We start from the raw sequence: 20,033 nt of genomic DNA, 5'->3' as shown, positions 1-20,033 counted from the left end.
CGATAGAGTTTTTTAGTGAAATTCTTAAACAACACTGTGCCCACTTTTGATCTAACTTACGATGACGTCTTCATGGTTCCGTCCCGTTCTGCGGTTGGTTCCCGAAGCAACGTTAACCTCACAACCAACGATGGTTCAGGAACCACTATCCCACTTGTTGTTGCGAACATGACCGCCATTGCCGGCAAGCGCATGGCAGAAACTGTCGCCCGCCGCGGCGGCCTGGTGATCATCCCACAAGACATCCCAACAGACATCGTTATCGAGACCGTTGCAGAAGTGAAATCCCGCCACCTGGTGTATGACACCCCCGTCGTCGTCAAACCACACCACACCTGCGGATACGCACTTGGCCTCCTGCCAAAACGTTCCCACAAGGCAGCGATCGTCGTCGATCCAGAAACAAACGTGCCAGTTGGACTCGTGGTGGAAAAAGACGTAACTGGAGTGGACCGCTTCACGCAAGTGCGTGACGTTATGTCCACCGAACTCTTCACTCTCCCAGAAGGTATCGATCCGCGCGAAGCATACGAAACCCTCAAAGCAACCCATCACGAACTCGCGCCAGTCGTGAACGCGGAAGGCGCGCTCGTTGGCGTACTCACCCGCGCCGGAGCAGTACGCGCAACCATCTACAAACCAGCCGTAGACGCAGCAGGTCAACTCCGCATCGGCGCCGCAATCGGAATGAACGGCGACCCAGCCGGAAAAGCCCGCAAACTCGTGGACGCAGGCGTAGACCTCATCGTGGTAGATACCGCACACGGCCACCAAGAAAAAATGATCGAAGCAGTACGCTCCGTACGCGCAGCAGTCCCAGAAGGCTTCCCGATCGTGGCCGGAAACGTCGTGGCTGCCGCAGGCGTACGTGACCTCGTAGAAGCCGGCGCATCAATCGTCAAAGTTGGCGTGGGACCAGGCGCAATGTGCACCACCCGTATGCAAACCGGCGTGGGGCGCCCACAATTCTCCGCCGTACTCGAATGCGCTGCAGAAGCAGCCAAATACGGTGCGCACGTATGGGCCGACGGCGGCGTTCGCCACCCACGTGACGTGGCCCTGGCGCTCGCGGCCGGAGCCTCGAACGTTATGGTTGGCTCCTGGTTTGCCGGAACGTACGAATCCCCAGGCGATCTCCAGTATGATGCGAATGGAAGGCCATACAAAGAATCCTTCGGCATGGCCTCCAAGCGTGCAGTGCGCAACCGTACCGCTACCGAATCCGCATTCGATCGCGCCCGCAAAGCACTCTTCGAAGAAGGAATCTCAGTAGCCCGCATGTTTATTGATCCGGAGCGGCCGGGCGTCGAAGATCTGATCGATCAGATCATTTCAGGCGTGCGTTCCTCCTTCACATATGCCGGTTCGCAAACAATTGACGAGTTTGCGGAACGAGCAATTGTTGGCATCCAATCGTCGTCGGGATACCGCGAAGGCGCGCCTGTCCCAACCTCTTGGTGACACCCCTGGTGGTATCACCAGAGGCTTCGTCCCTTTTTGAACAAATGAAAGAAGAAAGAAAATGAGCGAGCAGAGCAAAACTGATTCGTGCGCAGCGATCGTCGGCATCAACTGGGGCGACGAAGGCAAAGGCCGCATGGTTGATCTATTGGCCGCAGAATATGACGTGGTGGTTCGATACCAGGGTGGTGGCAACGCAGGCCACACGGTTGTGAACGATTACGGTACGTTTGCACTTCACCTGTTGCCATCGGGGATCTTCAATCCAGGCGTGCTCAACGTGCTGGGCAACGGCGTGGCGCTCAACGCGGAACAACTCTTCACCGAAATCGAAACAATCGCGGCGCAAGGCGTGAACGTTACGCCAGAAAACCTGGTTGTTTCGGAACGCACCTCGCTTCTTCTGCCGTGGCATCGCGATCTGGATTCTTTGGAAGAAGCCCGTTTGGCCGATAAGCAGTACGGCAGCACCCGCCAGGGAATCGCCCCGTTCTACTCTGATAAGTTCCAGAAGAAGACGATCCTTGCCGGCGAACTGCGCCACCCGGAGCGCCTTCGCCAGCACGTTGCGGACCTGCTGGAATGGAAGAACCTCACGCTCACCAAGGTGTATGGTGCTCCTGAAGTCACGCTGGACGAGGTGATGGATTGGATTAACATGTGGGCAATGCGCCTGGTGCCGTATCTGGCGAACACGGCCACGGTACTTTCTAAGGCACGTGCGGCAGGCAAGCGAATCCTGTTCGAAGCCCAGCTTGGCGTGTTGCGTGATATCGATTTCGGTATCCACCCATTCACCACGTCATCTAACACAGTGGCAGCATACGCGCCGGTGGGCGCCGGTTTGCCAAGCCTCCAGTTGGAGCGCGTGATGGGCGTTGTGAAGGCGTACTCTACGTGCGTGGGCGCTGGCCCGTTCACCTGTGAATGGTTCGGCGAAAAGGCCGATAAGTTGCGCGATGCCGGCGGCGAATACGGTGCAACTACGGGGCGTCCGCGCCGCGTAGGCCCTCTTGATATCGTGGCCACCCGTTACGGCGTGCAGATGCAGGGTGCCACCGAAATCGCGTTGACCAAGATGGACGTGCTCTCCGACATGGCCGAGATTCCTGTGTGTGTTCAGTACGATGTGCACGGGGAGAAGACCGAAGAGTTCCCGTTCCCAGCCGATCTGGATGCGGCCCGTCCAGTTGAAGTGATGATGCCAGGATGGCAGCAGGACATTAGCGGTTGCCGCACGTGGGACGAACTTCCTGAGGCAGCACGTACATACGTTGAGTTTGTGGAAGAACAGATTGGCTGCCACATTCGTTTCGTGAGCGTTGGCCCGCAGCGCGACGCATACATTGAACGCTGAGTAGTTTTTGCAACAGGAGAGGATGAGGCCCGTGGAGAAGCATGCCGATAAGAACCGTTACGCTAGCCCGCTGACCAGCCGTTACGCATCAGATTTCATGGTTGAACAGTTTTCGATGCGCACGCGCGTTCGGACTTGGCGTGAGTTGTGGGTATCGTTGGCACGGGCCGAATCCGCTCTTGGTTTGCCTGTTTCGCCGGAGCAGGTGGCGCAGTTGGAGGCGCACGTAGCCGACATCGATTGGGATACGATCGTGGCGCGTGAGGCCGAAGTTCGCCACGACGTGATGGCGAACGTTTATGCTTTTGGCCAGGTTGCGCCGGACGCGGCTGGCATCATCCATTTGGGTGCCACCAGTTGCTACGTCACGGACAACGCGGATCTGATTATTTACCGGGACGCGTTGCGTCATGTACGGAAGTCACTTTTGGTGACCATCGCGAACTTGGCGCGGTTCGCCGAAACGTACAAGGCGATGCCCACCTTGGGTTACACGCACTATCAGCCGGCCCAGTTGGTGACGGTTGGCAAGCGCGCCACCTTGTGGATACAAGATTTTATGGCCGACGTTGCCGAAATTGATTTCGTGTTGGATTCGTTGCGTTTGCTGGGGAGCCGCGGCACCACTGGCACCGAAGCGAGCTTTGTTGAGTTGTTCGACGGCGATACGGCACGTATCGATGAGATGAACGCGATGATTGCGCGCGATTTTGGTTTCGACGGGATCGTTGATGTTGCCGGCCAAACCTATCCGCGCAAACTTGATACTCGAATCTTGAATTGTTTGTCTTCTATCGCGCAGAGCGCTTATCGGATGGCTCAAGATATTCGGCTGTTGCAGCACGATCGCCAGGTGGAAGAACCGTTTGAGGAGCACCAGATTGGGTCTAGCGCGATGCCGTATAAGAGGAATCCGATGCGTACCGAACGCATCTGTTCGCTGGCACGGTACGTGATGGCCGACGTCATGAACGGGGCGATGACTGCTTCTGCCCAGTGGCTTGAACGCACCTTGGATGATTCTGCCAACCGCCGTATTTCCATGCCAGAAGGCTTCTTGGCTACCGATGCGATTTTGCGGTTGTGTATGAACGTGACTTTCAATCTGCATGTGAATGACAAGATCGTGGCCAAGGCTGTGCGCGATTATCTGCCATTCATTGCCACCGAAAACATTTTGATGGAAGGCGTGAAGCGCGGGGGAGACCGCCAAGAACTACATGAGATTATTCGTGAGGAATCGTTGTGGGCTACCGCATTGATGAAGAATGGCGAACCGTTTGATCTGCTGGGGGCACTGGCAACTCATTCGGAGTTTCACATGAACGATGATGAATTTGCTGCCGTTCTTGATCCGGCGGCCTTTATCGGCCGCTGCCCAGAACAAGTTGATCGTTATCTAGGCGTTGTTCGCGGTGTTATCGGAGAAACTGCACCGGGAGATTCGATTCTGGCGGTGTAAGCCGCCGGTCGATCAATAACGACTCGGTGCTAAATAAGCGCCACACAGCTCAGGAGTGCCATATATGGCACTCCTGAGCTGTGTGGCGCCGAAATGGCGCGCTTGATGATTCAGAGCGCAGTCGACCGCTTAAGCACCTTGTGCCCGTGTCGTTCGATCCCGGTTGGTTCGAACCCCTTCTTTAGATAGAGGTATTCGGCGCGGGCGTTGCGCGGATCTACTGAAAGGGAGATGGCAGGCGCGCCCAGCTCACGGGCTAGTTCTGTGGCCGCATCGAGCAGAGCGCCCCCGATGCCGTGCCCGCTGTAACGTTCTTCTACAGCGATCGCGAGTTCGGGAATGTCATCAGCGACGTGCCCATACCCGTGCCGATCGTCGCGCCCCCACAGAAGCCACACGCCACCGGCCGGGGTATTCCCGATCCAGGCGGTGAATCCGCCGTTTTCGGGTTCCCATTCGGCAGCGTAGTAGTCTGCCCATTCGTCGTAACTATCTTCTAGTTCCCCGTGTTCGTCGCCGAATGTTTCGGTGAGGAAGTTGAGCCGGTACACGTAGGTGCGATCGGATTCGGTGGTGGGTTTGAGGATGAGTTCTTCGTTGACAGGCATGGCTTCTTCCTATGATTGACGCTCCTGTAGTTCATGCACTATCTTATCAATGTCCGCACTGACTATTTCGGGCGCGGGCCCGCCGATCACGTTTCGGCGTTGCACGCATTGATCGATATCGAGTGCATCGTACACATCCGCGTCGATCAGGTCGCAGTGGGCGCGGAGCGTTGCGAGGTCTATATTTTCCAGCGCGGTTGCGTGTTCGATGCAGTAGCGGACGATTTCTCCTGTGATTGCGTGCGCTTGCCGGAACGGCACGCCTTTGGTTACCAGGTAGTCTGCGAAGTCGGTTGCGTTGGTGAAGCCCGCGGAGGCCGCTTGGCGCATCCGATCCGCGTTTACGCCCAGGGTTGCGATCATTCCAGCGAACGCGGGGATGCAGAGTTTGACGGTATCGACGACATCGAAGATCGCCTCCTTATCTTCCTGCAGATCCTTGTTGTAGGCGAGTGGCAGATTCTTCATCATGGCAAGAAGTGTGGCAGCTTGGCCGATGACTCGGCCGGTTTTGCCGCGGGTCAGTTCTGCAACGTCCGGATTCTTTTTCTGCGGCATGATCGAACTGCCGGTGGCGTACCCATCGTCTAGTTCGATGAATCTGAATTCTTGCGATGCCCACAGAATGATTTCTTCGCTCATTCGAGATAGGTGGATCATGAAGATTGATAGGGTGGAGCTGAGCTCCAATAGGTAGTCGCGATCAGCCACCGCGTCAAGCGAATTTTCCATCACTCCGGCAAATCCTAGGAGGTCAGCAGTCATATCGCGTTGGATCGGGTACGTGGTGGTGGCAAGAGCGGCCGCACCGAGTGGCGAATAGTTCATCCGTTGAGCAACATCGTCCAATCGGCTCATATCCCGCATGAACATGTGGGCGTACGCCATCAGGTGATGAGCGAACGTGATCGGTTGAGCACGCTGCAGATGCGTATAGCCCGGCATCACGGTTGTGGTGTGGTGGGTGGCAAGGTTGCAAACTGTCATCGTCAAAGATTCAATCATGGACGTCACGCAAGAAATTTCGTCACGCACCCACAAGCGCATATCGGTAGCAACTTGATCGTTACGCGAACGGGCCGTGTGCAACTTCTTGCCAGGTTGGCCGATCCGCGCGGTCAATTCCTCCTCAATGAACATGTGAATGTCTTCTGCGGCGGAATCGAACGTGAGCGCGCCCGATTCGATATCGGCTTTGATCGATTCCAAGCCGGCCACGATAGCCTGGGCCTCAGGATCGGTGAGCACGCCGATCCGTGCAAGCATCGTTGCGTGAGCGATACTGCCACGGATGTCGTGTGCGTAAAGCCGCTGGTCAAAACGCAACGACGAATTCATGAACGCAACTGAATCGGCCGTAGATTTAGAGAACCTGCCGTCCCACATTGTTTTTGCCACGAGAAATCCTTACATAAGATTGTTCCGGTGCTTCATGGAAGCAACTACGGAGGTTGGCAGGCCGAACAAGTTGATGAAGCCGGTGGCGTCGGACTGGTTGTAGACGTCGTCTTCATCGAAGGTGGAGAGGGCTTCGTCGTACAACGAGTGGGGCGACGTGATGCCGGCAGGGGTGACGTTGCCCTTGTATAGCTTGAGTTTCACGGTGCCGGTTAGGGTTTCGTTGCACGAATCCATGAATGCAGACAGGGCTTCACGTAGCGGGTGGAACCACTGGCCGTTGTAGACGACTTCTGAGAAACGTTGTGCCAGAAGATCCTTGTAATGGAGCGTATCGCGCTCCAGGCAGAGAAGTTCGAGTTCACGGTGTGCTGCATAATATACAGTTCCGCCTGGGGTTTCGTAGACGCCACGGGATTTCATGCCAACAAGGCGGTTTTCGACGATGTCTGCGATACCAACCCCGTGCTTGCCGGCCTTCTTGTTGAGGTAGGTGAGCATGTCGACGTCCCCGGTCACGCCATCAACGGATACTGGTATGCCATGTTTGAAATCGATGGTGACGTATTCAGGTTCGTCTGGGGCCTGTTGCGGCGAGTTCATGAGGTGGAGGAGCGAATCGTATTGAGGCTCATTCGCCGGATCTTCCAAATCCATGCCCTCGTGGCTGAGGTGCCAAATATTTTGATCCATTGAATAATTATTCTCTTTGGTTACAGGAACCGGGATGTTGCGAGCCTGTGCGTAATCGATTTCTTCATCACGCGAGGCGATGTCCCACATCCGCCATGGGGCGATAATTTTCATTCCGGGAGCGAGCGCCTTGATGGCTAGTTCGAAGCGGACTTGATCGTTTCCCTTACCGGTGCAGCCGTGGGCAATCGCGGTACAATTTTCTGCTTTGGCGATGTCTACCATGCGCTTGGCGATGCATGGGCGGGCTGTGGAGGTGCCGAGAAGATATTTGCCTTCGTAGATTGCCTGGGCTTTTAGTGTGGGGTAGATGTAGTTGGCGATGTAATCGGAAGTGAGATCTTCGATGTAGATTTTTTCGGCGCCGCACGCGAGTGCTTTTTGGGTGAGGGTTTCGTTATCGACGCCGATTCCGACGTCTCCTGCCATTGCCACCACATCACAATCGTAGTGTTCTTTAAGCCATGGGATGATGATGGAGGTGTCAAGTCCACCAGAATATGCGAGTAAGATCCGTTCTTTTGCCATGATTTCCTCCCGGCACATAGTGTATATGGATGCGCTAATGGGAATAATTATACCCCTGTGGTTATTGTGTGCAAGCTTTAAGATGAGTTCACATTAGTGAGCTGCTTCATGACTCACGGGAGCAGCGGCATGTTATAGAAGAGACTAACGTGCGAAACCTGCGGAGTGAAAAAGCTCGTGCGGGGCGAGTTTCGGAGATGGTTAGTTCGCTTAAAAGATCGAAACGTGACATGCTGCTTTCCCGGTAATCGAGAATTCTTATTCGCATCCGTAGTGCAGCAAATCTTTTAGCAAAGTTTCCATAGAAAACGACGAGGAGCGCACGTACCTTAATGTTATTAAGGCTCACCTATTTCGGATATTTTCCCAGGTTTGGCCCGAGTCTGGTTCACTTGTGTTTGACGGATCTTGGCGTGCTATGGCTGCTTCGAAATCTCGGGTTCCACCAAATACTTCGTGGGTGTATGGATTGACGTTGAGCTTGCGGGAGCGGTAGATCACGTAGCCAACACCGAGAATGTTAGCGGCCAGTGCAATAGCAGATACGGTCAGATTGATGTTCGGATTATTTACCGAATCGACCCTGAATACTGAGTAATCTTGGAACATCGGCACGCACTGGGCGAACATGCACCAGATCGCGAGCGTGAATGCGCGGTTCTGGATCCAGCCACCCTTGTTCCACAGCATCGCTGCTACGGTTGGTGCAAGGAGGAGAGCAAGGCCGCAGTACCAGGCGTGAGTTGGTAGGCAGTTGTAGGTGTAGGCGAAGTTCCACAGATCGTAGGAGATGATAAACACCCAAGTCATGTCTGGCCAGAGCATATCCTTTCCGCCCTTGGAAATGTAGATTCCAAACCAGCCTGTCATGATGCAAATGTTGAGCAATCCAGCAGTTCCGTTGAGTACGTTGTGCCAGCCGCCGTAAAGCGTGACGCCTTCAACGGAGATCCATGTGGTGTTCCATGCGCGGATGGCGGATTCGAAATCGGAAACCACGGCGATCAGAATGTTGATTGCCACGATCGCGAATGGGAAGGCCTTGAACCAATCGGCTTTCCCAATCTTGCCCCACTTGTATTTCAGCATGATGAAGCCGATGCAGCCGGCGGTTGCTGCGTAGAGTTTTGCGTAGTGGAACCACGAACCCATGTGCTCGATTGTTGGGTTGGTGAGTGCCCACGATGCTCCCATCCATGCCCCCACGTTGATCACAATGAAGTAGGCGCTGAGGAGTGCAGGGATGATGAGGAAGAAGAATATGCCGCCTTGCTTGGTTCTGCGGGCGATTTCGTTTGTGAGGAGTAGGCTGCAAAATACGAGGATCCAGCCTAGCCATTGGTAGGTTGCGGTATCCCCGTAGACGTTGAACAACATTGTTCATCCTTTCTAGCTGAGTGGGGTGTATAAATATTCGTCGATGTGAAGTGTCTGAGCGATGAGGTGGGTGATTATGGCATCGTCGATGTCTGGGTTGGTGCGGATAAGTGCGGTAAGTCCTGTGAGGAGCATGTAGAACGTTTCTTCGACGTGCGTAATATGGACCGGGTGTTTTTCTTTATAGTCACGTACGGTGGTTTCTGAGATGTAGTGCGAGATGCGGCGCGCGGCGCGGTCGGTGAATTCGAGGTAGAGTTCGGCGTTTCTGGTGCGTGCTAGGCTGGTTGCGAAAGGGCCGTCGTCATTGAGTATTTTTCGCATAAGCGCAGTTGCTTCTTCGAGCGCTTTGTCGATGTTTCCTGGTTCGCGCGCATCGTTCCAGGCTTTGAGTTCGGATAGGAAATCGTCGATAACATGGTCGAGTACTGCTTCGATCGCTTCTTCTTTTGTGGCGAAGTAGTGGTAGAAGAGTGAGCGTGTGATGTTTGCGGTTTTGGCGACGCCGGAGACGGTCAGTTTCGTGGCTCCCTCGCGTATGATGACTTCGCGAGTGGCGTCAAGGATAGTGTTTCGTGTGCGGTTGTGGGGCATTGTGACCTCCTTTTTTAAGGGTAAAAAGGTGTTGACATAGTGTCAATTGGATGCGGGGAAGCTCTATTGGCAAACTCTTCCAATTTGTCAATAAATAGAATTACATAGGAATAACGTCCCTATTGTGGGGTCAGTAAAGGGTGAAATCCGCGTCGTCGAACCTCCCAAAAACCCACAAGAAACCTAATGAAAATCGTGAAACGTAACCACTGCAACAATTTACGCAACGTTTGAAGTATGTAAATCAAGGTAAACTTAGAAAAGTAGAAAATGCTCTAGCACGAGGAGAAGGCGTGTCCAAACATCACGTTGTTGTTATCGGTTCTGGTTTCGGTGGATTATTCGCAACCAAGGCGCTACGGAAAGCAGATGTTTCCGTCACCATGATCTCACGAACCTCCCACCACCTTTTCCAACCATTGCTCTACCAAGTGGCAACCGGAATCCTATCCCCAGGGGAAATCGCGCCAACCACACGTGAAATCCTCAGCCGCCAAGAAAACGCATCCGTACTCCTTGGGCTCGTGGAAGATATTGATGTGGACGCGAAAGAAGTCATCTGGCGCTACCACAACCGCGAAATGCGCACCGGATACGATTCGCTCATCGTGGCAGCCGGTGCAGATCAGTCCTACTTTGGAAACGATCAATTCGCCCGCTTCGCACCAGGTCTGAAGAATATCGATGATGCACTCGAAATCCGTGCACGCATCCTCGGTGCGTTCGAACTCGCAGAACTCGAACCAGATCCACAAATGCGAAAAGACATCCTCACGTTCGTTGTTGTGGGCGCAGGCCCAACCGGCGTTGAAGTCGCAGGCCAGATCCGCGAACTCGCATCCAAAACTCTCCGCAAGGAATTCCGCAACTTCGATCCACGCGAAGCCCGCGTGATTCTTGTTGACGGCGCCGATTACCCATTGCCTCCATTCGGTGAAAGCCTTGGCAAGCGCACCCGCAAGGCTCTAGAGAAGCTGGGCATCGAAGTCATGATGGGGCAGATGGTTATTGGAATGACTGATCGTACCGTTACCTTGCGTGATCGCGAAGGAAACGAACAGACCATCAACACCATTTGTAAAGTCTGGTCTGCCGGTGTTCAGGGGTCATCACTGGGCAAGAAACTGGCAGAACGAACCGGTGTGGAACTCGATCGTGCTGGCAGAGTCCGCGTGAACGACGATCTCACGATCCCAGGCCACCCAGAAATCTTCGTTGTTGGCGATATGATGTCGCTCGATGGCGTGCCAGGCGTGGCACAGGGGGCGATCCAGCCGGGCCGCTTCGCAGCACGCGCGATCATCGATCGCCTCGCTGGCAAGCCAAGCGCCCCTAAGTTCGTGTACAACGATAAGGGGTCGATGGCAACCATCGCTAAGTCCAAGGCCGTTGTAAAGATCGGCAGGCTGGAATTTGATGGCTTCGTGGCGTGGCTGGCATGGTGTGTGCTCCACATCCTCACGCTATCTGGCTTTAAGACCCGCTTTTCAACATTGATGCGTTGGGCGATCAGCTATCTTTCTCACAGGCGTTCCGAACGTTCCACAACCAACCAACAGTTAGTCGGGCGCCTTGCGCTCAAGGCCTGCGGCGATCATGCATCTGGCCACCTGATCTTGGGAGATGTTGATCCAGAACCACTGGCGAAGATTGCAGAACGTGCAACTCAGGAACAGCTGGATGAACAGGCATCAAAACGGGACGAAGCTAGTAATCCTAATACACGTTCATGAGCATGGTTGAGTGCAAACATTTTTGCGCTTTCTTCAACGGAACGCATCCCTGCAGGCGTGGCATAGACTCGCGGCGGGGTAGGCGTGTGGTTGGCTAGTTGTGTGGCGATAGCATCGATCAGTTCGTTTCCACAATCAACAATCGCGCCGCCGATCGCATGGGCACGGTGGACGGTTTGTGCATGAACAAGGTGCATGTCACTCAACTGCATTCTCATGGTCTATAGCATATCGGTTCGCGGGCATTGATGATCAAAGGAATCTTGTTCAGGATGTGGGGAGGTCCTGATGATGTGCGTATAATTGACGTGGTTGCGCTGCTTGGCAATGAGGCCAGGCCAGCAGTCAAAGAACGTCACGATACCGTGTGAAGGAAACACAAATATGACCACGAACGTCTACAACGCTGTTGACGAACTTATTGATTACGCCCGCAAGAATCTGGAGCTGGATCCGCGCAATGAGGATTTCACCCGGAATGCGATTTTCGCTATTTTTGGTTTGAATTCGTATGCCCCCACGGGAGCTACATGTGATGATCGTGTGCCAGATGCAGTTATTGCGCGTTTTACGCAGGCGTGTGTGGATGCCGGGTTGATTGGCGTGGAAGGCGAGGCTGCGCTCGCGGATCAGGTGATGGGTTTGCTTACTCCACGTCCGGCAGAGGTAATTGATCGTTTTGATGAGATCCGTAAGCGCGATGGTGGTACGGCGGCGATGGCGTGGTTCTATCAGTATTGCGTGGCGAATCATTATGTGAAGCGTGCGGTGTTGGATCGGAATCCGCGTTTTGATGTGGGGGATTTGACGATCACGATTAATCTTGCGAAGCCTGAATTTAGGGATGCGAAGAAGGCTGCGGCTGGTAATTCGGTGGCGGGTGGGTATCCGTCGTGCACGATTTGTCATGAGAATGAAGGGTTTGCGGGGCGCCAGAAGGGTACGTTGCGTACGGTTCCGATCACGTTGGGTGGCCAGGAGTGGTTCTGGCAGTTTTCGCCGTATGGCTACTTTGATCAGCATGGTATCGCGGTGAATATGGAGCACACGCCGATGCACATGGATCATGGAACATTTTATCGTTTGATGGATTTTGTGGATCAGTTCCCGCAGTACTTTATTGGGTGTAACGCTGCGTTGCCGCGTATTGGTGGTTCGGTTTTGGGCCACGATCACTATCAGGGTGGTGGTGAGGTTTTGCCGATGCATAAGGCTGCCACTCGCGTCACGTACCGGGTTCCGGGTACGGACGGGGTTGCGGTTGAGATCGTGGATTGGCACAACACGGTGGTGCGTGTTGTGGGCCAGGATCGTGATCTTGTGGCCCAGGTGAGTGCCCAGATCGCAGATTCTTGGGTGGCGTTTTCTGACCTTGAGATTGGGATTGTTCCGTGTGACGACGACGGGGTGCATTCGGCCGTTTCTCCAACCTGTGTTGTGACTGGGCGGGGTTATGAGATGAGCATGATCTTCCGTTCGAACGTGACCAGTGAGGAGTTCCCTGACGGTGTGTTCCATGCTCATCCTGAGTTCTTTGCGATTAAGCAGGAATCGATTGGATTGATTGAGGCTCAGGGCTTGTTTATTTTGCCGGCTCGTTTGCAACGCCAGTTGGGTGAGTTGGCGGATGCGATCGAGGCGGGGGATTCGTTGCCTGCTGAGTTGGCGGAGTTTGAGATGGTTGATGCGGAGATTCGTGGAATCGTTGGGGATAGTCGCGATCGGGATGTTATTGATGCAGCGATTCGCCAAGAACTCGGTTCTGTATGCGAACGTATTTTGGAAAATACCGCAGTGTTCAAGGACCAGTGGCGGTTTGAGAAGTTTATTGAAGATCTTGGCTTTGTGCGTGGCCAGTAAGACTCACATTGATGGTTAAGGAGAAATCATTATGACAACCGTGTTGGTAGCTGGTGGTGCCGGATATATCGGTAGCCATACAACTGTGGAGCTGTTGAATAAGGGATACGACGTTGTGTGCGTCGATAACTTTTCTAACTCGTCACCTGAAGCGATTAAACGTGTTGAGGCGATTACGGGGAAGAGCCTTCGCTTCTATGATGCCGATATTCGTGATCGGGCTACACTCACTGAGGTGTTTACGGAAAACTCGATTGATTGGGTGATTCACTTTGCTGGTTTCAAGGCGGTAGGTGAGTCTGTTGCTAAGCCACTCGAATACTATGACAACAATATTGGTGGCGCGCTCACACTGCTGGAAGTTATGCGTGAACATGACGTGAAGAAGTTTGTGTTCTCAAGTTCGGCAACGGTGTATGGTGAAGCGGTTGATTTGCCGTTGACTGAAAATTCGCCGTCTGGTTTGGCCACCAACCCGTATGGCCGCACCAAAGTGTTTGAAGAACAAATCTTGCAGGATCTGTTTGCGGCAGATCCATCCTGGACGATTGTTATTTTGCGCTACTTCAACCCAGTTGGTGCTCACGAAAGCGGTTTGATTGGTGAAGATCCTAAGGGCATCCCAGCTAACCTGACTCCGTATGTTGCCAAGGTGGCTGTGGGTGAACTGGACAAGGTTCAGGTGTTCGGCGGCGATTACGATACGCCAGATGGCACCGGCGTTCGCGATTACATCCACGTTGTTGATCTGGCCCGTGGCCATGTGGCAGCAACTGACACCCTCACAGAACCAGGCGTGTTTGTCTACAACTTAGGCACAGGCCACGGCTATTCGGTACTCGAAGTTATCCGAGCATACGAAAAGGCTGCTGGCAAGGAGATCCCATACCAGATCGTTGATCGCCGCCCAGGCGATGTGGCATCGAGCTATGCGGATGCATCAAAGGCACAACGCGAATTGCATTGGAACGCCACCCACACGATGGAAGATATGGCCGAATCCTCCATGCGTTGGCAGACTCAAAACCCGAACGGGTTCCGGAGCTAAAGGGCCATGAACCAATCGAGTAACCCTCGCATTGGTCTTACCATCAGCGCATCCACTGTTCCGAATGCGGAACAGTGGATGCGCGCTGTGGTTAAGAGCATGGCGCGAGCCGGAATGAATGAACTGGTGCGGGAAGTCAAGATCGATTCGGGTTGGCCGTCCGTCAGTTCTGACGAAGCCCGCACATCTTGGTGGAATATTGGCCGGGGTATCAGTTGCTGACATCGCCCGTGCTGGGCACTCCGTCGTCAACGTGCCACAACGTTTCTACTATTCACGTTCCGAAAACAGCGAACTATTGAGCGCGCTAGACACAATCAACACACTAGGGATGCTGGCAGGAACCCTCACCGAATCGCCGATGAGCCACGAAGATTTAAAGGAGAAGGTTGCGGCCGCAGCGTCGTCGTCCCTCCCAATCTCTCTCACAATACCGGGACTTCCACACGAAAATTGGGACCTTATCCCAACCCCGGAAGGGTATGCATACCTGAAACACGGCGAACGTTACCTAGCGTTCCCGCAAGGCGCCGATTCGTTCGGGATTATGGACGAATTCGGCTCCGCTCCAGAACTTATCGATCTGGAGGAAGCCGGAATTCAACAACGCAACCTGGCCCTCTGGCGAATCGCAGATGGGCACGTGGTTCACGTACTCACGCTACGCGGAACCTACAATTAAAGAACGCGCGCCCCGGAACTAGCCGTTGCCACCAAGAACGCTGGTTCCGGGAAACCGCGCGCAACGCTAGCTGCACGAATCTCCTCCATCGCCTGCGTAACCTTATCTTCAGCAATCAACGCGATCGCAGAACCACCAAAACCACCGCCAGTCATACGAGCGCCAAGCGCGCCCGCCGCCAACGCAGACTCCACAACACAATCAAGCTCAATGCACGATACCTCAAAATCGTCACGCAACGACACGTGCGACTCAGTAAACAACCGGCCCAACTCCACAAAATCTTCCGCAGCCATCGCCACAACCGCACGCTCAACACGCTCATTTTCAGAAATCACGTGGCGAACCCGGCGCTGATAAAGCTCTGGCAACACGGAAAGCTGATCCATACGCGCCACACGCAACGACGAAACGCCCAACAGATCACGCGCCTCATTACACTCAGCCCGGCGATTACCATACTGACCATCAGACAAGGAATGCTTCGCCCGCGTATCAACCACCAAAATCTGCAAGCCATGCGTACCAAAATCAGCCGCAACCAACTGCTGCGAATGCGCATAGAAATCAATACACACAGCCATGCCTGCTTCACCGAACACGGAAACAGTCTGATCCATACCACCCGTGGGCGCCTGCGCAACATCATTTTCCGCACGAATACACGCCGCAACGATCTTCTTACCATCGGCGTTACTCAACCCCACAGCCGCCGCGCATTCAATCGCAGCAGATGACGACAGGCCCGCACCCAACGGAACACACGACACGAACGCAGCATCAAAACCATGCGAAACACCCAGTGCCCACGCAGGCCCCGCCGCATAATTCACCCACGACGTTTCCATGCCAGGCCGAATATCGGCAATCGCACCTTCCCACAAAGAACCCTGATCCGACGTGAGACGAAGCTGTGAATCCTCCCGCTCCCTCAACGCCACAAACGTACGGTGCGGCAAGGCGATAGGCAAACACAAGCCGTCGTTATAATCCGTATGCTCACCAATCAAATTCACTCGGCCTGGAGCACACGCCACCTTATCTGGTTCACACCCAAACGTATCCACAAAAAGATCGCGCGCCCGGCGCACGCCTTCAATATCATCCCATGCATTAATAAACGTTGCTGACATCGTTGTCTCCATCGTTCCTATTTTTCTAGACGGTACAACAATACTATGTACCGCCACCAAACGAAGAACGATTAGAAACGGGCAGGGATGCGCCACGCGGTAGGCGCGTGTGAAGAATCAGCAGGCATAGGATCAACCACGAACGCGCTATACTGCGGAAAACCTGCAAACCAAGCCGGCGACTTCCTACCGTCAACCACTAGCGCAGTAGAAAGAATTTCAGCCACCGCTGCGTCGGGGCCAACCACGCTAGCTGAACAAGCTCCATTCGCTGCGGAGCCAGGGAGAGAATTTGCACCGCCGTGAGGCGAAACAATATGAAAACCGCGTTCGTACGTGCCAGATGTGGCGATGCCCCCGTTCGTTACCGAAAAAGTAGTGGCCAGTGCGTCGCGATCATGCGGATGCCGAATTCCGATCACCCATGGATTACTGGTGGAAACATCGCGGTAAGAATACCCACGAGTGAGCACATCTCCGCCTGCGTTGATACAAAAATTATTAATGTTGGCATCTTTAAGCATACGTGCCATTCGTTCGCACGCCCAACCCTTGACATAGCCAGACGGATTGAAACCGCCAGGCACGATCCATGGATCGAACGCGCCGTTAGTCATGGTTTTTCCAGTGCGGCATCCATGAATCACATCGATCAACAAGGCATGATCGGGGTGATAAGAGCGAAGCTCCGATTCACGAATGGCACCACTTCGATAACCAGTGACAAGGGACTCTGGGCGGAATGGCGAAAAAATAGTATCGATACGATCCATGAAATCACGGCAGGCAGCAAGAACTGGATCGAACTGCGGGGACTGGTGTGAATGCGGCTCCACACTAGAGCCGATCGTTATCGTTACAACGGTTCCCCACACCTCATGGAGTAGGTGTGGGGAATTGGTATGGCTTGTCACTTAGATAATTCCCTTGCCATCTAGAGCGTCGTGCATTGCCTTTTTAAATGCTTTTACAGTGAAAGTTGCCCCAGAGATATCTGAGACGTCCAAGGATTGCTTTTTGAGCGTTTCCTCAATGAGGATAGGCATTGCATGCTTGTTGATTTTTTGTGATTTTTCATGATCGGGCACTTCGAGCACGTCAATGTTGACGATCTTTTTGCCATCTAGTTCTACTTTGAGGCGGGTAGTGCCGTATGGGTTATCGGAGACGCCGATGAGGCCAGAATCTGCTTCGGAGGCTTGCCCAGTGTTTTGTTCTGCGGCCTTTTCATCAGGGGCGGCTTTTTCATCAGGAGTAGCAGAGGAGTTGAGAAACATACTGGTGCTGATGACTCCAGCAATGCCAATGAGTGTTGCCCCGCCGATCGCGATGCCTTTCTTTGAAGATGCCATGGTTTTCTTTCTTTTACCAATCAATGTATTCAGTATGGATGCGTTCCCGATCCGCAGACAAGGTTAGCATCCCCTTAGTTACATGTTCTATGAAGCGAGACGGGCCACACAGGTGGATTGTGCTCTCTGTGACGTCCCCAAGTATGTCCCGTATCATTCTGGCATCTAGCGGATACACTTTTCGTGATCCGGCGAGCAGATGAAGCGTAACATTGGGGCGCTGCGGTTTCTGACGTTGAAACCCCGTAGGGGCCTTCGATATACACGCGAGTTCCGGGGCGCAAATTGACAAGTGCTTTTGATGCGGCGCCATATCCTTTCACTGATATGCGAAGCTGATTTGGTGTGGAACAGTCCGATACGGAAGATGGGTGTGCCATATACATGAGTCCCGGGGTGCCGAATCTCCAGTAGAAGAACTGACCTGGCGCAGTGGCGATTTTTTCTAGGTTTCTTCCCGAAACAATCACGGACGTCACGTGCGAGTTTTCTTTGATAATTTTTGTGACGACGACGTGGCCGCGAACCGATCTCCATACCGGGACGGCGATTCTGTACCATATGATGGCAGCGAATACTGAAGCATGCTATCCACAGCGCTTTTCCTAATCCACGAGCAAATGGGCCACCTAACGATACTTGGTGCATGAACGAGAAGATCACTGCGAGATAGAGATACAGGTGGATAGTCCACCATGTCGTATAACGCATTCGGTAACGAATTCTCTTCCAGGAGGCTATGCCTGCGATAGCGAATAATAGTGTGCTAACTGCTGCAGAGAATAACCACTGGAGTTCAACGATGTCAGAGAATAGCGTGGCCGCCCATGCCGATATGGCGGAAAACCCGCCTGCGTGATCTAGGACGGCAGAGAGAACTGAGACTGTGTAGATGATGGATCCTTGGGTCTCATTCAAATTGAGTAACGTTAGCCCAATAAGGATTCCACCAAGTAGGCCAAGGAAACAGAAAAATAGAGCCGCACAGAACCGTGCACGTTGCGGGGCATCAATCCAATGCTGTTCGGCTAACTTCGTCAACTGCATTCACTCCTTTAATAGCAGCGAGTTTTTCATGGAGTGCGTGGCGAGGGTAGGGGCCATCAAACTTCATTACGGCACGCATACCCGTACCGTTTTCAGTTTCGATAACCGTGGTGGAATTGACCATAACTTTATAGCCTAAACTCGTGGCTGCAACAAGGATCCGCCGCATAACGCCACGCCCTGCTTCATATTCCACAACAGTGCGGTCTAAATGGTGCGTTGAAGGAATGCGGTTGGTCAGGGGGCCGATAGCGAAAATAAGGATGTAGTGAATAATCAGTGTGGCTAGGGCCAGAAGTGACATGCCAGCGCCGCAGGCCACACCCATAGCTGCGGAAATCCAGATAGTCGCGGCTGTGGTTAGACCTTTGACCGTATCGTTATTGACGAAAATAACCCCAGCACCCAAGAAGCCCACGCCCGAAACGATTTGTGCTGCTAAACGGGAGGGATCTAAGGGAACTGTTGTGGAAGCGAAACCGTGAATGGAAACAAGAGTAAACAGGCAGGCACCCATTCCCACGAGTACGTGGGTTTTCACTCCAGCATCCTTATTGTGGTAGTAGCGTTCTACTCCCAACAAGAAACACAGCACGGTTGTTATCAACAAACTTACTGCGCCAGAGAGAAACTGCTCCATATTTAGTACGTTCCACATAATTTGAGGCTTCTTTCCGTTCGTCTATCTGCACATGGTACATCTTTGAAAGAGGAAAAGAGAGGAAAAACTGGTTGACGCGCGTAGACTACGCGCGTAGTGTAATTTTTACAGCCCGAGTTAGAGCGCTTTGGAACATCCAATTTATACGCTCGAAATTTCTTCTATCGTGCTAGCTCGAGTCTTCCAGGACCGTGATCTAGGGGCGTATACAGCTCGGACAATTGCAGAAACTTCATGGCCTAATTGATTACAAGATTAATGATTTTCTGATAAGTAGCATCCGGGGGAGTGGGCAATAACGAAGCCTGCAGCCTGCAAATACGAATGCGCAGTTGTGGGACCAAAGAAACGTATCCCACGTTTTTTGAGATCTGCCGCTAGTGCTGTAGATTCGGGCGAAATGGTGATGTTTGAATCCATGTGAACAGGATGATCGCTGTTTAAGAAACTCCATATATATGCGTCAAACGATCCATAATCGTTCACAACGCCAAGGAAAACCTGAGCGTTACTGATTGTCGCACAAATCTTTTTCCTGTTGCGGATAATACGTGGGTTGTTCAAGAGACGTGAGACATCGACGTCGTCATACGATGCCACCGTTGCGGGGTTGAAATGATCGAAAGCCTCCCGAAAAGCCTCCCGCTTATTGAGCACCGTTTCCCATGAAAGTCCTGCAACGAACGTTTCTAAAGCCAGGAGTTCAAAATGTTGAACGTCATGTTGAAGAGGCTGACCCCATTCGGCGTCATGGTACTTCACATATAGCGGGTTTTTGGGATTAACCCAGGTGCAGCGTGGGCGGTCGAGTACATTCATCAGTGTTCCTTTCGAATTTTCTTCTGATCTCCACCGTAGCGGGTAAACACAAGCGCTCGCGGTAGGAAGAAAAATCTGTGGATAACCTATTTTTCGTGAAAAATGTGGACAACAGAATCGGACAGCTGGCAAAGAATATGCTATCGCGATCAGCAAATGGTCAATATCGAGTAAATGTGAGCTGTCACGTCTACCGCATCTCAGAATGTGAACGATACGT

Annotated in this window: 19 protein-coding genes; 8 read left to right on the top strand and 11 right to left on the bottom strand. The window is 53.2% G+C overall.

Going from position 1 to position 20,033, the window contains the following annotated elements; all coding sequences use genetic code 11:
* Positions 1–15: 15 nt before the first annotated feature.
* The 3 genes from ARCH_RS05960 (at position 16) to purB (ending at position 4,280) form a co-directional block, all read left to right on the top strand.
* Positions 16–1,461 carry a GuaB1 family IMP dehydrogenase-related protein gene (locus tag ARCH_RS05960; RefSeq protein ID WP_013170385.1) on the top strand — a complete coding sequence of 482 codons (1,446 nt, stop codon included), beginning with the start codon at positions 16–18 and terminating at the stop codon, positions 1,459–1,461.
* Positions 1,462–1,522: 61 nt separating this feature from the next.
* Entirely contained in the window at positions 1,523–2,818 is a 1,296-nt protein-coding gene (locus tag ARCH_RS05955; protein ID WP_013170384.1) for an adenylosuccinate synthase, read from the top strand.
* A 22-nt stretch (positions 2,819–2,840) separates the two neighbouring features.
* Positions 2,841–4,280: an adenylosuccinate lyase gene (gene purB, locus ARCH_RS05950; protein ID WP_013170383.1), complete on the top strand. Its 1,440-nt coding sequence runs from the start codon at positions 2,841–2,843 to the stop codon at positions 4,278–4,280.
* A 110-nt stretch (positions 4,281–4,390) separates the two neighbouring features.
* On the opposite strand, the gene ARCH_RS05945 is transcribed toward purB, so the two are convergent.
* The 5 genes from ARCH_RS05945 to ARCH_RS05925 form a co-directional block, all read right to left on the bottom strand.
* The gene (locus ARCH_RS05945; protein ID WP_013170382.1) at positions 4,391–4,888 is read right to left on the bottom strand and encodes a GNAT family N-acetyltransferase; all 498 of its coding nucleotides are present in this window, start codon (positions 4,886–4,888) and stop codon (positions 4,391–4,393) included.
* A gap of 9 nt (positions 4,889–4,897) precedes the next feature.
* Positions 4,898–6,286, bottom strand: coding sequence for an argininosuccinate lyase (gene argH, locus ARCH_RS05940; protein ID WP_013170381.1), 1,389 nt, complete (start codon positions 6,284–6,286; stop codon positions 4,898–4,900).
* A gap of 9 nt (positions 6,287–6,295) precedes the next feature.
* Positions 6,296–7,507 (bottom strand): argininosuccinate synthase, encoded by a 1,212-nt coding sequence (locus ARCH_RS05935; protein WP_013170380.1) that lies wholly within the window; start codon positions 7,505–7,507, stop codon positions 6,296–6,298.
* 345 nt (positions 7,508–7,852) lie between these two features.
* Positions 7,853–8,884 carry a DUF5692 family protein gene (locus ARCH_RS05930; RefSeq protein WP_013170379.1) on the bottom strand — a complete coding sequence of 344 codons (1,032 nt, stop codon included), beginning with the start codon at positions 8,882–8,884 and terminating at the stop codon, positions 7,853–7,855.
* A gap of 12 nt (positions 8,885–8,896) precedes the next feature.
* Positions 8,897–9,478 (bottom strand): TetR/AcrR family transcriptional regulator, encoded by a 582-nt coding sequence (locus ARCH_RS05925; protein WP_013170378.1) that lies wholly within the window; start codon positions 9,476–9,478, stop codon positions 8,897–8,899.
* A 293-nt stretch (positions 9,479–9,771) separates the two neighbouring features.
* On the opposite strand from ARCH_RS05925, the gene ARCH_RS05920 reads away from it, so the two are divergent.
* The 5 genes from ARCH_RS05920 (at position 9,772) to ARCH_RS05900 (ending at position 14,801) form a co-directional block, all read left to right on the top strand.
* Positions 9,772–11,211, top strand: coding sequence for an NAD(P)/FAD-dependent oxidoreductase (locus tag ARCH_RS05920; RefSeq protein ID WP_013170377.1), 1,440 nt, complete (start codon positions 9,772–9,774; stop codon positions 11,209–11,211).
* A 384-nt stretch (positions 11,212–11,595) separates the two neighbouring features.
* Positions 11,596–13,071 carry a UDP-glucose--hexose-1-phosphate uridylyltransferase gene (locus ARCH_RS05915; RefSeq protein WP_013170375.1) on the top strand — a complete coding sequence of 492 codons (1,476 nt, stop codon included), beginning with the start codon at positions 11,596–11,598 and terminating at the stop codon, positions 13,069–13,071.
* A 31-nt stretch (positions 13,072–13,102) separates the two neighbouring features.
* Entirely contained in the window at positions 13,103–14,119 is a 1,017-nt protein-coding gene (galE, locus tag ARCH_RS05910; RefSeq protein WP_013170374.1) for a UDP-glucose 4-epimerase GalE, read from the top strand.
* A gap of 6 nt (positions 14,120–14,125) precedes the next feature.
* A complete protein-coding gene (locus ARCH_RS05905) occupies positions 14,126–14,341 on the top strand; it encodes a hypothetical protein (RefSeq protein WP_013170373.1) in 216 nt (71 codons plus the stop codon).
* Positions 14,319–14,801 carry a hypothetical protein gene (locus ARCH_RS05900; protein ID WP_013170372.1) on the top strand — a complete coding sequence of 161 codons (483 nt, stop codon included), beginning with the start codon at positions 14,319–14,321 and terminating at the stop codon, positions 14,799–14,801. Before ARCH_RS05905 ends, ARCH_RS05900 begins: the two co-directional genes overlap by 23 nt.
* Here ARCH_RS05900 and galK read toward each other — a convergent pair.
* The 6 genes from galK to ARCH_RS05870 form a co-directional block, all read right to left on the bottom strand.
* The gene (galK, locus tag ARCH_RS05895; RefSeq protein ID WP_013170371.1) at positions 14,798–15,934 is read right to left on the bottom strand and encodes a galactokinase; all 1,137 of its coding nucleotides are present in this window, start codon (positions 15,932–15,934) and stop codon (positions 14,798–14,800) included. The genes ARCH_RS05900 and galK overlap by 4 nt on opposite strands.
* Before the next feature lie 71 nt (positions 15,935–16,005).
* Entirely contained in the window at positions 16,006–16,848 is an 843-nt protein-coding gene (locus ARCH_RS05890) for an FAD:protein FMN transferase (protein ID WP_013170370.1), read from the bottom strand.
* Positions 16,849–17,286: an FMN-binding protein gene (locus ARCH_RS05885; RefSeq protein ID WP_013170369.1), complete on the bottom strand. Its 438-nt coding sequence runs from the start codon at positions 17,284–17,286 to the stop codon at positions 16,849–16,851.
* Positions 17,287–17,360: 74 nt separating this feature from the next.
* Positions 17,361–17,765, bottom strand: a complete 405-nt coding sequence (locus ARCH_RS10495) for a hypothetical protein (RefSeq protein ID WP_389400655.1) — start codon at positions 17,763–17,765, stop codon at positions 17,361–17,363.
* A 530-nt stretch (positions 17,766–18,295) separates the two neighbouring features.
* Positions 18,296–18,973 carry an MgtC/SapB family protein gene (locus ARCH_RS05875; RefSeq protein ID WP_231958027.1) on the bottom strand — a complete coding sequence of 226 codons (678 nt, stop codon included), beginning with the start codon at positions 18,971–18,973 and terminating at the stop codon, positions 18,296–18,298.
* Positions 18,974–19,249: 276 nt separating this feature from the next.
* Positions 19,250–19,813 (bottom strand): DNA-3-methyladenine glycosylase I, encoded by a 564-nt coding sequence (locus ARCH_RS05870; RefSeq protein WP_013170366.1) that lies wholly within the window; start codon positions 19,811–19,813, stop codon positions 19,250–19,252.
* Positions 19,814–20,033: the final 220 nt, after the last annotated feature.

The sequence above is a fragment of the Arcanobacterium haemolyticum DSM 20595 genome, assembly GCF_000092365.1.
GTDB classification, from domain to species: Bacteria; Actinomycetota; Actinomycetes; order Actinomycetales; family Actinomycetaceae; genus Arcanobacterium; species Arcanobacterium haemolyticum.
This window is presented reverse-complemented; position numbering and strand designations above follow the sequence as displayed.

What these genes read in the sequence shown, in the direction of transcription:
- ARCH_RS05955 (WP_013170384.1), top strand. Translation starts at nt 1,523, where the DNA reads ATGAGCGAGCAGAGCAAAACTGATTCGTGCGCAGCGATCGTCGGCATC.
- ARCH_RS05930 (WP_013170379.1), bottom strand. Translation starts at nt 8,884, where the DNA reads ATGTTGTTCAACGTCTACGGGGATACCGCAACCTACCAATGGCTAGGC.
- galE (WP_013170374.1), top strand. Translation starts at nt 13,103, where the DNA reads ATGACAACCGTGTTGGTAGCTGGTGGTGCCGGATATATCGGTAGCCAT.
- galK (WP_013170371.1), bottom strand. Translation starts at nt 15,934, where the DNA reads ATGTCAGCAACGTTTATTAATGCATGGGATGATATTGAAGGCGTGCGC.
- ARCH_RS05915 (WP_013170375.1), top strand. Translation starts at nt 11,596, where the DNA reads ATGACCACGAACGTCTACAACGCTGTTGACGAACTTATTGATTACGCC.
- ARCH_RS05935 (WP_013170380.1), bottom strand. Translation starts at nt 7,507, where the DNA reads ATGGCAAAAGAACGGATCTTACTCGCATATTCTGGTGGACTTGACACC.
- ARCH_RS05925 (WP_013170378.1), bottom strand. Translation starts at nt 9,478, where the DNA reads ATGCCCCACAACCGCACACGAAACACTATCCTTGACGCCACTCGCGAA.
- purB (WP_013170383.1), top strand. Translation starts at nt 2,841, where the DNA reads ATGAGGCCCGTGGAGAAGCATGCCGATAAGAACCGTTACGCTAGCCCG.
- ARCH_RS05875 (WP_231958027.1), bottom strand. Translation starts at nt 18,973, where the DNA reads ATGGAGCAGTTTCTCTCTGGCGCAGTAAGTTTGTTGATAACAACCGTG.
- ARCH_RS05885 (WP_013170369.1), bottom strand. Translation starts at nt 17,286, where the DNA reads ATGGCATCTTCAAAGAAAGGCATCGCGATCGGCGGGGCAACACTCATT.
- ARCH_RS05870 (WP_013170366.1), bottom strand. Translation starts at nt 19,813, where the DNA reads ATGAATGTACTCGACCGCCCACGCTGCACCTGGGTTAATCCCAAAAAC.
- ARCH_RS05905 (WP_013170373.1), top strand. Translation starts at nt 14,126, where the DNA reads ATGAACCAATCGAGTAACCCTCGCATTGGTCTTACCATCAGCGCATCC.
- ARCH_RS05945 (WP_013170382.1), bottom strand. Translation starts at nt 4,888, where the DNA reads ATGCCTGTCAACGAAGAACTCATCCTCAAACCCACCACCGAATCCGAT.